At 61.1% G+C, this 13621-nt stretch carries 16 protein-coding genes; 8 read left to right on the top strand and 8 right to left on the bottom strand.

The genetic code is table 11. The features are described from left to right. Positions 1–32: 32 nt before the first annotated feature. Positions 33–968 carry a DMT family transporter gene (locus tag E3Z29_RS19540; RefSeq protein ID WP_134786676.1) on the bottom strand — a complete coding sequence of 312 codons (936 nt, stop codon included), beginning with the start codon at positions 966–968 and terminating at the stop codon, positions 33–35. Positions 969–1053: 85 nt separating this feature from the next. Here E3Z29_RS19540 and E3Z29_RS19535 point away from each other — a divergent pair, with 85 nt between their 5' ends. Both E3Z29_RS19535 and E3Z29_RS19530 read left to right on the top strand, forming a co-directional pair. After that, positions 1054–1617 (top strand): helix-turn-helix domain-containing protein, encoded by a 564-nt coding sequence (locus E3Z29_RS19535; protein WP_003225948.1) that lies wholly within the window; start codon positions 1054–1056, stop codon positions 1615–1617. Position 1618: 1 nt separating this feature from the next. Further along, positions 1619–3013 (top strand): FAD/NAD(P)-binding protein, encoded by a 1395-nt coding sequence (locus E3Z29_RS19530; protein ID WP_134786675.1) that lies wholly within the window; start codon positions 1619–1621, stop codon positions 3011–3013. 133 nt (positions 3014–3146) lie between these two features. Here the strand turns inward: E3Z29_RS19530 and E3Z29_RS19525 are convergent, their stop codons facing one another. Both E3Z29_RS19525 and ppnN read right to left on the bottom strand, forming a co-directional pair. Beyond that, complete coding sequence (locus tag E3Z29_RS19525) at positions 3147–3881, bottom strand: ABC transporter substrate-binding protein (RefSeq protein WP_134786674.1); 735 nt, start codon at positions 3879–3881, stop codon at positions 3147–3149. A gap of 308 nt (positions 3882–4189) precedes the next feature. Next, a complete protein-coding gene (gene ppnN, locus E3Z29_RS19515) occupies positions 4190–5563 on the bottom strand; it encodes a nucleotide 5'-monophosphate nucleosidase PpnN (protein WP_027612974.1) in 1374 nt (457 codons plus the stop codon). Between the two features lie 223 nt (positions 5564–5786). Here ppnN and E3Z29_RS19510 point away from each other — a divergent pair, with 223 nt between their 5' ends. Further along, positions 5787–6314, top strand: coding sequence for a DUF3087 domain-containing protein (locus tag E3Z29_RS19510; RefSeq protein ID WP_134786673.1), 528 nt, complete (start codon positions 5787–5789; stop codon positions 6312–6314). Here E3Z29_RS19510 and E3Z29_RS19505 read toward each other — a convergent pair. Then, entirely contained in the window at positions 6311–6697 is a 387-nt protein-coding gene (locus E3Z29_RS19505) for a DUF2784 domain-containing protein (protein WP_027612976.1), read from the bottom strand. The genes E3Z29_RS19510 and E3Z29_RS19505 overlap by 4 nt on opposite strands. A gap of 152 nt (positions 6698–6849) precedes the next feature. Here E3Z29_RS19505 and E3Z29_RS19500 point away from each other — a divergent pair, with 152 nt between their 5' ends. The 3 genes from E3Z29_RS19500 to E3Z29_RS29475 all read left to right on the top strand — a co-directional run bounded on the left by E3Z29_RS19500 (position 6850) and on the right by E3Z29_RS29475 (position 8078). Then, positions 6850–7548, top strand: coding sequence for an AzlC family ABC transporter permease (locus tag E3Z29_RS19500; RefSeq protein ID WP_098964376.1), 699 nt, complete (start codon positions 6850–6852; stop codon positions 7546–7548). Beyond that, entirely contained in the window at positions 7548–7859 is a 312-nt protein-coding gene (locus E3Z29_RS19495) for an AzlD domain-containing protein (protein ID WP_166497451.1), read from the top strand. The genes E3Z29_RS19500 and E3Z29_RS19495 overlap by 1 nt, the downstream gene beginning before the upstream one ends. 63 nt (positions 7860–7922) lie before the next feature. Further along, entirely contained in the window at positions 7923–8078 is a 156-nt protein-coding gene (locus tag E3Z29_RS29475) for a hypothetical protein (RefSeq protein WP_167734154.1), read from the top strand. A gap of 40 nt (positions 8079–8118) precedes the next feature. Here the strand turns inward: E3Z29_RS29475 and E3Z29_RS19490 are convergent, their stop codons facing one another. From E3Z29_RS19490 to E3Z29_RS19475, 4 genes are all read right to left on the bottom strand, one after another. Further along, a complete protein-coding gene (locus tag E3Z29_RS19490; protein WP_097090314.1) occupies positions 8119–8391 on the bottom strand; it encodes a hypothetical protein in 273 nt (90 codons plus the stop codon). A 278-nt stretch (positions 8392–8669) separates the two neighbouring features. Further along, entirely contained in the window at positions 8670–9350 is a 681-nt protein-coding gene (locus E3Z29_RS19485; protein ID WP_134786672.1) for an SOS response-associated peptidase, read from the bottom strand. Between the two features lie 48 nt (positions 9351–9398). Next, the gene (locus E3Z29_RS19480; RefSeq protein WP_134786671.1) at positions 9399–10244 is read right to left on the bottom strand and encodes an ABC transporter permease; all 846 of its coding nucleotides are present in this window, start codon (positions 10242–10244) and stop codon (positions 9399–9401) included. A gap of 60 nt (positions 10245–10304) precedes the next feature. After that, positions 10305–11291, bottom strand: a complete 987-nt coding sequence (locus E3Z29_RS19475; RefSeq protein WP_098964372.1) for an aliphatic sulfonate ABC transporter substrate-binding protein — start codon at positions 11289–11291, stop codon at positions 10305–10307. 292 nt (positions 11292–11583) lie between these two features. On the opposite strand from E3Z29_RS19475, the gene E3Z29_RS19470 reads away from it, so the two are divergent. Both E3Z29_RS19470 and E3Z29_RS19465 read left to right on the top strand, forming a co-directional pair. Then, the gene (locus tag E3Z29_RS19470) at positions 11584–12531 is read left to right on the top strand and encodes an ABC transporter substrate-binding protein (protein ID WP_098964371.1); all 948 of its coding nucleotides are present in this window, start codon (positions 11584–11586) and stop codon (positions 12529–12531) included. 131 nt (positions 12532–12662) lie between these two features. After that, positions 12663–13562: a polysaccharide deacetylase family protein gene (locus E3Z29_RS19465; protein ID WP_098964370.1), complete on the top strand. Its 900-nt coding sequence runs from the start codon at positions 12663–12665 to the stop codon at positions 13560–13562. The last annotated feature ends 59 nt before the right edge of the window (positions 13563–13621 follow it).

Genomic DNA, 13621 nt, shown 5'->3' with positions numbered 1-13621 from the left:
GGCGATGGGTCAGGCACTAAAGATATTGCGGATTAACCTTGGGTCTCCCGCTCCAGCTCCGCGTCTTCTTCGACAACCTTACCCTTGGTCTTCAGCTCGCTGACAATCACCGCCGCCACAATCAACCCCGCACCCACCAGCGCAATCGCCGGCAAGCGCTCGCCGGCGATTCGCCCGACGATCCCGGCCCACACCGGTTCACCGGCGTAGATCAATGTTGCCCGGGTCGGCGAAACGCTTTTCTGCGCCCAGTTCATCGCCACCTGAATCGCCGCACTCGCCGCGCCGAGTCCCAGCGCGGTCACCAGCAAGGTCCAGGAAAAATCCGGAAGCGCTTCACCGGTTGGCACCACCAACAGAAACGACAGCACCGAGGTCGCCGCCAGTTGCACCACGGTCACCCGGCGTACATCGACTTGACCGGCATAGGTGCTGATCAGAATGATCTCGGCGGCAATCGCGATGGCACTGATCAGGGTGGCAATTTCGCCGGGGCTGAAATTCAACGACGCCCCGGACGGCCCGGACAACAGCATCAGACCGGTAAACGCCAGCATGATGCCAATGCTTGGCATCAACCCCGGACGACGGCCCAGCACCAGCCATTGCAACAACGGCACGAAGGGCACGTACAGCGCGGTGATGAATGCCGACTGACTGCTCGGGATCGTTTGCAGACCAACCGTCTGCAAGCCGTAACCGAGCATGATCGCCACGCCGATGAACGATCCGGCCTTGAGCTCGAACAGGGTCAGTTCACGCAAGTGGCGCCAGGAGAACAGCGCGACGATGCAAGCCGCCGCAGCAAAGCGCAGGCCGACAAAGAACATCGGCCCACTGACGGTCATGGCGTGTTGCACCAGCAGGAACGTGCCGCCCCAGACCATGGTGATCAGCACCAGCACGCACTCGGCCTTGCTGAAACGGGAGAAGCGAAGAGGCGTGGGGGAGCTGTTCACTGGCGTCATGTCCTTGCGCACTATAAAAGGCAGGACGCACAATGCGCCCAACGTTGCGCAGTATACTGCCCAACCCCACCGAGTGAGCAATATAGTGCACAAAGATTCCAGCCAACGGGCGTCCGTCCTGCAACACGTCAGTCACAACGTTCGGCGCCTGCGCCACGCTGCCGACATGAGCCAGACCGCGCTGGCGGAAAAGTCCGGCGTCAGTCGGCGCATGCTGGTGGCGATCGAGGCCGGGGAAAAGAATGTCAGCCTGACCACCCTCGATCGCGTTGCCGAAGCGCTCGACGTGGCCTTCAGCGACCTGATCCAGGCCCCAGACGCACGCGATACCAGCCGCATCAACGAGGTGGCGTGGGCCGGAGTGATTCCCGGGAGCAAAGCGGTGTTGTTGTCCAAGGCGACCGCTACCCGTGAAGTCGAACAGTGGGAATGGTGCCTGCAACCGGGTGAGGTCTATCCCTCGCAACCGGATGCCGATGGCTGGAGCGAACAGATTTACGTGTTCGAAGGTTGCTTGACGTTAACGGTTGGCGACGTGGCCAACACCATTTCCGCCGGGGAGTTTTTCATGTTTGCCAGCAACCAGCCGCACGGCTATCGCAATGACGGAGCGGTCGCGGTACGGTTTGTGCGCAATGTGGTGATTTGAAATGAATCAGAACGCAGACATCCTGATCATCGGCGGTGGCCTCAGCGGCACGATGCTGGCCGTGCAATTGCTGCGACTGCCCGGCCAGCGTCGGATCCTGATCATCGAACCGCGCGCCGAACTCGGTCGCGGTGAAGCTTACAGCGCCGTCGAACTGGGCCACACGCTCAACGGCAATGCGGCGCGCATGAGTGTCGACCCCGATAACCCCGATGATCTGACTCAATGGCTGACCGCGCACATCGCTGCCGGTGGCTGGCCGGAATCTGCCGAGCAGAATGTGCCAATCAGTGAGCTGTTCCCTCCACGCGGGCTGTTTGGCGTGTATGTGCAGCAGCGTCTGGCCGAGGCGCGCGTCGTTGGTGCGCAGCATGGTTCGACCGTCGAGCACGTTCGCGCTGAAGTCGTCGATCTGCAAACTGATGCGGATTCGGTGCAAATGAGCTTGAGCAATGGGCAGACTCTGCGCGGCGCCTATGCCGTGCTCGCTACGGGCATGTTCCCCGCCGCGCGCACGCCGCAGAAAGAGTCCAGCGGCCTGAACGCCGCAGCGCTTGATCCGTGGGATGTCGCCGCCATGCGTCAGCTCGATCCGCAGTCGACTGTGCTGATCATCGGCTCCGGCCTGACCATGGTCGATGCCGTGGTTTCACTGGAGCAGGCCGGGCATCGCGGGCCGATCGAAGTGTTTTCCCGTCACGGACTGTTGCCCCATGTGCGGCGGCAACCGCCGGCGTGGGTGGATTTTCTTGCCGCAGATCAGAGCATTCGCACACCTCGACAGTTGTTGCGCGAGCTGCGCAGGCATTGCCGCGAGGCGATCGCTCAGGGCATCGATTGGCAGGCGCCGCTGGACACGGTGCGGGCCCATATCGGACGGCTGTGGAGTCAGGCGACTGACGTGCAGCGTCGACAATTCGTACGCCATGTGCGGCCGTGGTGGGAGAGTCATCATCACCGGTCGCCGCCGCTGAGTGCAGCATTGGTTGAGCGCTTGCACAACGAAGGACGGTTGCGGATTCAGGCGGCGTTGTTCAAAGGGCTTGAGCCGATGACGGGCGAGGGTGTGAGCATTCGAATTCGGCGTCGGGGCGAGGTAGAAACCTGTGTGGTACAGGGGGCAGCGCTGATCAATTCCAGCGGCATCGAGTACGACTGGCGCCGCGTCGCGCGACCGCTGCCGCAGCAGTTGCTGGCGCGTGGGCTGGTGCGTCCGGGGCCGTTGGCGTTGGGGATTGCAGCGGCGGTGGACGGGGCGGTGCTGGATGCTGAAGGGCAGGCCGGCAGCCGATTGTTCGCGATGGGGCCACCGTTGCGCGGGATGTGGTGGGAGAGCACTGCGGTGACGGATGTGGCGTTGCAGGCGAAGGCGCTGGCGGCGCGGCTGGTGGAATGAAAGCAGACCGGCTTGCACAGATCCCTGTAGGAGTGAGCCTGCTCGCGATAGCGGTGGGTCTTTCACCTCATTGCTGAAGGGGCTGACGCTATCGCGAGCAGGCTCACTCCTACAGTTGAACGGGGCAGCTCAGTCATCTCGGAAGTGCATTCATCAGCCAGCGCTGGCGAATCTGCTCCAGACGCCCGTCGGCGCGCAAGGTTTCCAGCGCCTGTTGCCAGCGTTTGACCTGACCCGGATCGGTCTGCAGCGAAAAGGCGATGTAGGTGTCCTGTTTCATCAGCGACATCTGATATTGCAAGCGTCCCGGTTCCATGCCCTGGGTGCGGGCGAGCGCGGCGGTGGACAGGGTGTCGGAGACCACGAAATCGGTCCGGCCCAGGCTGAACAGACGCATCATCTGTTCCGGGGTTTCGACACCGTCGAGGTTCTTCAGGTTTTGCTGCTTAAGGTAGCTGTAGACCAGCCATTTGCGCGGCACGCTGATGCGCCCGGCCTGATCCGCCTGCTGCAGGGTTTTTACCGGCGGCTGGTTGTTGGCATGGGCATACAGCGCGGTTTCGACTTCAATCAGCGGCCCGACCCATTGATAGCGGTCATCGCGCTCGTCGGTACGCAGGACGGTGAAGACGCCGGTGTTGGGTGTTTCGCTGGCGGTGCGCAGGGCGCGCAGCAACGGCACTTGTTGCAGATCGATCCGGTCGTCGGTCTGTTCGGCCAGCGCGCGCACCACGTCGACGCCGTAACCCTCCAGGTGATCGCCTTGCTGAAAGTGCAGGGGGCGATGGTTGTCGGTGAGCAGTTGCAGATCTGCTGCATCGGCTGCCAGGGCCAGGAGTGACAGCAGACACGCGGCAATCCGTTTCATGAATCGTCCCTGAAAAATTGAGCGCGAAGCTTAGTACGGGCCGGGGATGGCTGTCGTGCGGAATGTACGGGGCTTTTGCGTCAGAAATAAAGGCTGATTGGCAGCATCGGCGCACGCAGAAACATTGTGGTGTGCCTGGCATTTGTGGCTGGCACACAACCTGTGGGAGCGAGCCTGCTCGCGAAAACGGTGGATCAGTCAACATCTGAAGTGGCTGATCTGGCCTATTCGCGAGCAGGCTCGCTCCCACTTTGGTTTTGTTGTGCCTGCATGGGGGGCAGGCACAGGGGGATGCGGTGGCGGGAGAGTTACGCCACCACGCGATAGCACGGCACATACGCCGCGCCGCCCGGCAGTTTCATCCGGTGCTGGGCGACGAAGGCTTTGAGCAGCGCGTCGAGCGGTTGCATGATCGCCGCGTCACCACGGATCTGGTACGGCCCGTGTTCTTCGATCAAACGGATGCCCTTGTCCTTGACGTTGCCGGCGACGATCCCGGAGAACGCGCGGCGCAGGTTGGCGGCCAGTTCGTGGGGCGGCTGGTCGCGGTGCAGCTTGAGGTTGGCCATGTTCTCGTGGGTCGGATCGAACGGACGCTGGAAGCTTTCGTCGATCTTCAGCAGCCAGTTGAAGTGGAACGCGTCGTTGCGCTCGCGGCGGAACTGCTTCACCGCTTTGAGGCCGGCAGTCATCTGCCGCGCGACTTCGGCCGGGTCGTCGATGATGATCTCGTAGTGCTGCTTCGCCGCATCGCCGAGGGTGGCGGTGACGAAGGCATCGAGTTGCTCCAGATACGGCGCGGCATGTTTCGGCCCGGTCAGGATCACCGGGAACGGCAGGCCGGCGTTGTCCGGGTGCATCAGGATGCCCAGCAGGTAAAGGAACTCTTCGGCGGTGCCTGCGCCGCCCGGGAAGATGATGATGCCGTGGCCGACACGCACGAACGCTTCCAGACGTTTTTCGATGTCCGGCAGGATCACCAGTTCGTTGACGATCGGGTTCGGCGCTTCGGCGGCGATGATCCCCGGCTCGGTCAGGCCAAGGTAGCGCCCGCCATGGATGCGCTGCTTGGCGTGGGCGATGGTCGCGCCCTTCATCGGGCCTTTCATCACGCCGGGGCCGCAACCGGTGCAGATGTCGAGGCTGCGCAAGCCCAGTTCGTGGCCGACTTTCTTGGTGTATTTGTATTCTTCGGTGTTGATCGAGTGGCCGCCCCAGCACACGACGATTTTCGGCTCCACACCCGGCCGCAGGGTGCGCGCGTTGCGCAGCAGGTGGAACACGTAGTCGCTGATGCCTTGCGAGGTGCTGAGGTCGATGCGTTGGCTGTCGAGTTCGTTTTCGGTGTAGACGATGTCACGCAGGGCGCTGAACAGCATTTCCCGGGTGCTGGCGATCATTTCGCCGTCGACGAACGCGTCGGCCGGGGCGTTCAGCAGTTCGAGGCGCACGCCGCGATCCTGCTGGTGAATGCGGATTTCGAAGTCCTTGTAGGCTTCGAGGATGGTCTTGGCGTTGTCGACATGCGCGCCGGTATTAAGGATGGCCAGGGCGCACTGGCGGAAGAGGGTGTAGGTGCTGCCGGATCCGGCTTCGCTCAGTTGCTGAACTTCACGTTGAGAAAGGGTTTCCAGGCTGCCTTTCGGGCTGACCGAGGCGTTGATTACGTGTCGTTGGGTCATGCAATGATCCTTAAAACGATGTCATTCCAATGGCAGGCAAATGGCATCCGAATAGTGTGTATCCATGAATGAAGATGGCACGATCTGCGCTGTACCGCCATGTCCCCGTTGGACGCTGAAAAGTTGAAAAGGGCCCCCAGCATAGCTAAATCCCCGAGAGAGGCGATAATGCGCAGCGAGTTTTTTCCGTTGCCCTTTTTATCGCTCAAGGAAGTCATGCCTGATGTTCGAGATCCAGCCGATGGACCCAGCAACGTTTCGCCAGCAGACCCGCCGCAGCACGTTGATCATTGCCGTGCTGTTCCTGGTGCTGGCGATGGTGCTTTCGACGGCCGCGGTGGCACTGTTCGGCGAGCCTGGCGGCGATAACCTGCGGTTCAATGTCGGCGGGGTGTTCGTGGCTTTCCTGCTGACAGCGGCGCTGATGCGCGGGCAGTTCTGGCAGCAGGCGTGGATGGCCCCGGCGGTCTATAGCTGGCGGCTCAAGCGCAGCCTGATGAGCGTGACCAATGTGATGCATCAGGTGACCGCTGCGGTGGAACAGAACGATCCGACCGCGATGAAGGTGCTGCGCTTCTATCATCTGGGGCTGACCCAGATGCACGAACTGGACGGTAACTCCAGCGATCATGCGCAGTTGCGCCGGGAAGTCGAAGCGCACAAAGAGCGGATGCAGGCGCTGGGTCTGGAGATCGACCAGAAGCGCCTGGATCCGGCCTGGCTGCAAGCCTTGAAACCCGCCGCTCGTTAAAACGGAATACGGCTGGCGCGGCGCAGTTTCCACGCGCGGGCCAGACGCCCGTAGACCAGCAGGTTGATCACCAGCACCACGCTGCCCAGCGCCAACTGGATCTGCGGCGTCAGCCCGGCGGGGTAGATGATCGGCCAAATGTAGTGCTCGATGAAGCCGCCGGCGTATTCGGTCTGCCCGGCGGCGTGGCGCATCAGGTTTTCCCAGTAGGTCAGCGGACAGGTCAGGTGCAACACCTCGACCGCCACGCCCCATGCAGCCGCCGGCAGATGCAGCCACATCAGGCGTGGCCACTTGAGCACCAGCAGCCCGCCGAACAGCACAAACAGAATGAATGACAGATGGAACAGCACCAGCCCGTCGGCTGCGATTCGGTACAGCATGTCGTCTCCCTGACGTGGTTGTGAAGGCCTCCATGGTACGCCGACAGCGACGCTGGGGCGCTGCGATTTAGCGCAAGTGCGCAAGATTGTTCAAGCCACGAAGGGGCATTTGCTGGCAGAGTCTGCGACCGTTTCCTCGGTTGAAGAGCGTTATGTCTGACTCACTTATGCCGCGCCGTGCGTTTCTTCGCGGCGCTGCGGCGATCATGCCGTTATCACTGGCGACGGCGCCTTGGGGGCTGCTGGCCGGCTCCATGGCGATCGAAGCCAACCTCACGCCGTTACAGGGGCAGGGCCTGTCGAGCATCGTGTTTGCAGGGGCGGCGCAACTGGTGGCGATCGGCATGCTCAAGGGTGGTGCCGGGATTTTCTCGATCCTGCTGACCACGCTGCTGCTGACCTCGCAGCATTTGTTGTACGGGATGAGCATGCGCTCAGTGATTTCGCCGCTGCCCGGGCGCTGGCGCATCGGCCTGGGCTTTTTGCTCACCGATGAACTGTTCGCCCTGACCAGCCAGCATGACCGTCAGCAGTTCAATCGCTGGTACGCCTTGGGCGTCGGCCTGACGTTCTATATCGCCTGGAACCTGTTCACCCTGGCCGGCATCGTCCTGGGCAGCAGCATTCCGGGGCTTGAGCACTTGGGGCTGGATTTCTCGATTGCCGCCACTTTCATCGCATTGATCACCCCGGTGGTGCGTAACGTGCCGACCATGGTGTGCGTGGCGGTGTCGCTGTTCTGCTCGGTGCTGTTCAGTTATTGGCAGTGGGGCTCGGCATTGGTGCTGTCGGGGCTGGCCGGGATGACCGCAGGGTTTGTCTGCAACAAGTTGTATCGGGGGCGCACATGATGGTCTGGGCAGTGATTTTCGGCATGGGGATTCTGGTGTTCCTCAACCGTTACGTGTTTCTTGAACCGCGCCTGCCGCTGCGCTTGAGCAGCAATGCTCGGCAGTTTCTCGGGTTTGCCGTACCGGGCATGCTCACGGCGATCTGCGGGCCGATCGTGTTCATGCCGGACAAACAGTTGAATTTACAGTGGGATAATCCGTATTTGCTGAGTTCGCTCGTAGCGATCGGGCTGGTGCTGTACACCCGCAATACCTTGCTCAGCATGCTCTTGAGCATGGCGTTTTTCTTTTTGCTGCGCTGGTGGTTGTAAGTTACCGGTAAAAAAACTGTTCTAAGCTGGTTGGATGACTATTTTTGACAAGGCGAGGTGCACATGACGACCGAGCAAAAGCGTCCGGATGAAGACGAACATGTAGACGATGAAGTAGACGAGCCCAGCGAAGAAGAAATCGAGCGTGAGAAACGCAAGGAACAGACGTGGAAGCACGACGATGGCAAGGAACTCACCGGGCCTGACGTGAAACTCTGACAACATGCAAGAAGCCCCGCAGCAGCGGGGCTTCTTTTTTTCAGAGGTCTTCCAGGTGCGGGAAGTCCGGGTGTGACGCCCGATAGCCCAGAGTCTTGTCGATCCATGCATTGAGCTCGTTGACCATCACCGGCGGGTGACCGGGATAGCTTTCGAGCGTGGTGCGCAGGATGCGTTCGATGTCCGGCACTGAACGCAGGTTTCGGGTCTTGATGTAGTGGCCGATAAAACAGTCGAGTTGAAAGCGTTCTGTCATGGACAGATAAATACACTCCAGGCCGTTGGCCTGTTTGATTGCAAAATCGTCGCGCAACTTAGTTCTCTGCAAGGCTTGTTAAAGTTGTAGGGGATTCCTGGTTTTGCTGACTCTTTGGTCAACTGGTATGCCAAATGGAAATGCGGCGCGCATGCTATCCGTAGTGCATGTAAATGTATGTATGACGGTTGAAATGTCAGACAGGCGGTTAGTTCGCTCAAACGACTGTTTTTTCCGGGCTGTCTCAGCGATGAAACACTCACTGTAAAGATCGAGTGTCACCTGTTATCACCTGCGGCAGCTCCTACAGGGTAAACGCGTGAGATCACGAATCTTTAAGCCACTTCGTCAATCAGTCCGGCACCCTGATTGCGTGAATTGCCGACGGCTTTGCCAACCTTGTGCCAGGCGAAGGCATCACTGGGTTCGCCTTCAAACAGCAGCATCTGTTCGGCGCGTTCAACAGGCGTGGCGCTGTCGAGCCACTCGGCAGCCATGTCAGCGCGAAAGACCACGGGTCTTCGATCATGGATATCGAGCAGGCCGCCGACGCTGTCGGCGGTGATGATCACAAAACCGTCGTCGTCCCGGCCATCGCTGCCGGGTGTTGGAAATTGTCCTATGGCGGCACAGAAAACCGGCCCGCGATCGGCACGACGGATCAGCCACGGCTGTCGGGTTTTATCCGGGCCGTCGACCCATTCGAACCAGTTGTCGATGGGCACGATCAGCCGATGACGCCAGATCGCCCGGAAGAACGGCCCATGGGCGACTTTCTCCACGCGGGCGTTGATCGGCGCCGCGCGGTCCTTGGCCCAGTGCGGGCGCCAGCCCCAGCAAAGGTTGTCGGCATACAGACGTTGATCATGTTGATGGAGCACCGCGAGTGACGTGGTCGGCGCCGCGTTGTAGCGCTCCAGCGCAGCGTCGCCGACGTGATTGATCAGCGCATCGGGAATGCTCAGCACCGCGACAAAGTCGTGAATGCCGCGGTACTGCGAGAGTCTTCCGCACATGCGCCGAATCTCTGGATGGACGCTTTCAGCATAGTTGGCTCTGGCCAATCAATCCTGCGCCTCCTGACCGGTGAACGTGTCGCGCCAGACCAGCCAGCGGCGTTCCAGCACTGCGAGCAAACCGTCGCTGAGTTTGCCGAGCAAGGCGAGCACGATAATCGCCGCCAGCACGATGTCTGGTCGCGAGGTTTCGCGGCCGTCGCTGAGCAGATAACCGAGGCCCTTGGTCGCGGCGATCAGCTCGGCGGCCACCAGAAACATCCACGCCAGACTCATGCCGCTGCGCAGTCCGGTGAACAGGCCGGGCAGGGCGGCGGGCAGCAGAATCCGCCGCACCAGTTGCCAGCGGCTGAAGCCATAGATGTGCCCGACCTCGACCAGTTTGCGATCGATGTTGCGAATCGCCGCGACCACGTTGACGTACACCGGAAAAAACGCGCCGATGGCGATCAGCACGATCTTCGAGGTTTCATCGATGCCCAGCCACAGCAGCAACAGCGGCACCCAGGCCAGACTCGGAATCGAACGCAGCGCGGCGAATGTCGGTTCCAGATAAGCCTCGGCCTCACGGCTCAGGCCGACCCAAGCGGCGAACACCAGCGCCAGGCTGGCGCCAATTGCAAAACCGAGCAACACCCGCAACAGGCTGGCGCTGATGTGTTTCCACAGGGCGCCTTCGGCGAGGTCGGTGAGGGTCAGGGCGATCTCGCTGGGCGCCGGCATCTGATAGGACGGCAGCCAGCCGAGACGCACGATGAACTCCAGTGCGATTACGATCAGCAGCGGCAGGGCCAGGCCTTTCAGGCGCCGTCGCCATGTCGGGTTGAGAGATGAAGGACGCGGCCTCGACAAGCTGCGAGGCGGCGCGGGCAGTTCGTTACTGCGAGTGCTCATACGTGGGCTCCGCTCACAGCGAATCCGCGTCGGGCGCGGATGGGCTGTGAGTCTGGTCGATTACTGGCGGGCGACGGCTTGCTGCACTCCGCTGTCGAGCAACTGATCGATGACTTGATCGACATTCACCCCACGCCGCACCAGTTCCTCGGACACAAGAATCGGTGCCGCCGCCTTCGAGGCCTGCACATCGTTGGCGGTCAGTTGCGGACTGCTCAGGTCGGTGCGCGACAACTGTAGTTTGGCCACGTCCAGCGGCAGACCGGATTCCTTGGCGAGCAGCGCGGCGAACTCGTCGGGATTTTTCAGCGCCCAGTCCCGCGCCTGCTCGTAGGCTTTGATCACGGTGTCGATGGTTTGCGGATGCTCCTTGGCGTACTGCTCGGTGACGCTGACCACGCCGTAGCTGTTGAATGCCGGGTTGCGATACAGCAGACGTGAACCGGCCTGCACCTGGCTGGCGGCCATGTGCGGATCGAGTCCGGCCCAGGCGTCGACATCGCCTTTTTCCAGTGCGGTGCGACCGTCCGGATGTTGCAGGTGCACCAGTTCCACGTCGTCTTTCTTCAGCCCGGCCTGTTGCAGGCTGCGCAGGGTGAACAGGTACGGATCGGTGCCTTTGGTGGCGGCGATTTTCTTGCCCTTGAGGTCGGCGACGCTCTGGTACGGCGAATCCTTGCGCACTACCAGCGCGGTCCATTCGGCACGGCTGTAAACGTATACCGATTTGATCGGGCTGCCGTTGGCCCGGCTCAGCACTGCAGCGAGGCTGGCGCTGGAGGCGAAATCGACGCCACCGCTGTTCAGGTATTCCAGCGAACGGTTACTGCCTTGGCTCAGCACCCAACTGACTTTGGTCTGTGGCAGGGCCTTTTCGAGAAAACCGAAATGTTTGAGCACCAGACTCACAGGTGAGTAGTAGGCGTAATCCAGATGGACTTCCGCGGGCGGCGCTTCGGCGGCTTCGGCCAGCGGTTGCAGGCTCAATGCCATGGCGCTGGCGACCAGCAGCGTTTTGAGGCGGATAAACGGTAAGAACGATGTCATGGGGCGCTCCGGCAAAGGCACTGGTTGTTATGTCCAAAAATATATTTTTATCGGCTGCGTCCTGCATGAATGGAATATTGCAGGCTCTGTGCCATGTGCGTTTCGACCCATGTTTACGGGGTTTTCCCCGGTTTTAGCGCCTTTCAACTGTTGCTTGGGAAACATTGTGGCAATGCACTGTTGCGCAACGGACAGTGAGCATTCCGGGCGCTGAGCTTATGCCTTAATCGAATTTAAAATCGGTTTATCAACAGCGTTATGGTCTATGCAAAATCCCGTCGCAGGACCTCCCATGAAGCTCTCTCGTTTGCTCCGCAGCACACTGATGACCGCGTTATTCACCGCACCGCTTGCCCACGCCGCCGAGCCGTTGGTCCTGCATGTTGGTGACCAGAACTACTACAACATCCGCGCTTCGGTCGAAGCCTCCGGCGTGTTGAAAGACGCGCCTTACAGCGTCGACTGGAAGCACTTCCAGGCCGCCGCGCCACTGGCCGAGGCGCTGCAGACCGGCTCGCTGGATCTGGGCTTTCTTGGCGATTCGGGTTTTCTGTTTCTCGCCGCCAAACAGGCGCCGGTGAAACTGATCGGTGTGTCGCGGCAGAACCCGGACACTATCGCCTTGCTGGTGCCGAAAGATTCGCCGGTGAAAACCATCGCGGATCTGAAGGGCAAGAAAGTCGCCTACTGGCCCGGCGCCTGGAGCCAGCAGCTGACCTTGCGCGCCCTGGAGCAGGGCGGTCTGCCGGAAAATTACGTCGACTTCGTCAAACTGATGCCGATTGATGCGGCGGCGGCATTGCCACAGGGCAGCATCGACGCGTTCCCGGTGTGGGAACCGTACATCTCCCAGCAAATCGTGTTCTCCGGTGCGCGGCCGATTCTCACCGCGAGAAACCTGATGCCGGGCCTCAGCGCGATTGCCGCGTCGGCACCGTCGATCGACAGCAAGCGTGCCGCGATTGCCGATTTTCTCGGGCGTTTGAAACAGGCGCGGGCCTGGGTCGACAGCCACACCGACGAATACGCGGACCTGTGGGCGAAGAAAGCCAATCTCGATCAGCAGGTTTCACGGCACTGGTTGCGTCAGGCGCACATGACTGTCGGGCCGGTGGATCAGCAGGCGGCGGTCGACCTGCAAGGCACCGCGGACTTCCTGTTCAAGGTCAAGGCACTGCCGGCGCCGCTGGCCACCGCCGGAATCATCGATACTTCATTTCAACAGGCACTGGCTGACTGAGCGAGCGCCGGAACCAAAGCCTGTGTACCCTATCCAAGCCTGGCTCGCGAAACCGGGCGCAGGGATGGATCAGGGCGAGGGAGTTTTGCCAGTCGACAACAGGGCCGCAACGGTCAGGCGCAAGGCAAAACATGAAATACGCGTTCAATCTTCTCTGTGCAGCGGCCATCGCGTTCGGGCTGGCCGGCTGCATTGCCGCGCCGATCGAGATGACTGCGCAAACCGAAACTCGGCTCAAGTCCCAGGCCCCGGTGCGCTTTCTGCTGACCTTCGATGATGGCCCCAGCGCCTCGAGTTTCTGGAATCCGTCGGCGACCGTGCTCGATAGCCTCAAGGTCAACCCGGTGCAACCGGACATCAAAGCGGTGTTCTTCGTCCAGACCCGCGCGCCTCGCGCCGGTAACAGTGACATTGGTCGCGGCATCATGCGGCGCGAGCACGCCGAAGGGCACATCCTCGGATTCCATACCGCCACCCATTGGCACACCAATCATCGCTCGCTCGATCCGCAAGAACTGGAGCAGTCGTTGCGCAACGGCACGGCGGATATCGCCGCGATCACCGGAGCAGCACCGATCCTGCTGCGTCCGCCATTCTGGAATTACGACAAGCGCACCTTCGCCGCGTATCAGCAGCATGGCTTGCACGTGTTGTTGACCGATTTGAGCGCCAATGACGGCAAGATCTGGGGCTTCAACGCCAGTCCCCGACGTCGGGCGAATATGCTGCGCCAGCTATCGGAAGTCCGCGAGCGCATTGCCCTCGGCGAATTTCCGACCGTAGACGGGGTGATTCCGGTGGTGGTGACCTTTCATGACCTCAACCGCTACACCGCGCGGCATACCCGCGAATACCTGCAAATCCTGCTCGACAGCGCCGCCGCCACTGGCGTGAAACTGGCGGACAAACCGTTCTACGATGATCACGCGGCGCTGTTGAAGGCGGCCCTGGCGCGTACGGTTCAGCAGAGTTCGCAGCCGGTGCAGTTGCCGGGGATGTGGAACTGGATCTGGGATCATGACGCCCACTAAGGCTGCGCGAAAAATGTGATCGGGTTGGCACTTCTCGGGGCGGCGGGTTGCTGAGGGCT

Source organism: Pseudomonas sp. S150 (assembly GCF_004526365.1).
Lineage (GTDB): Bacteria > Pseudomonadota > Gammaproteobacteria > Pseudomonadales > Pseudomonadaceae > Aquipseudomonas > Aquipseudomonas putida_A.
This window is presented reverse-complemented; position numbering and strand designations above follow the sequence as displayed.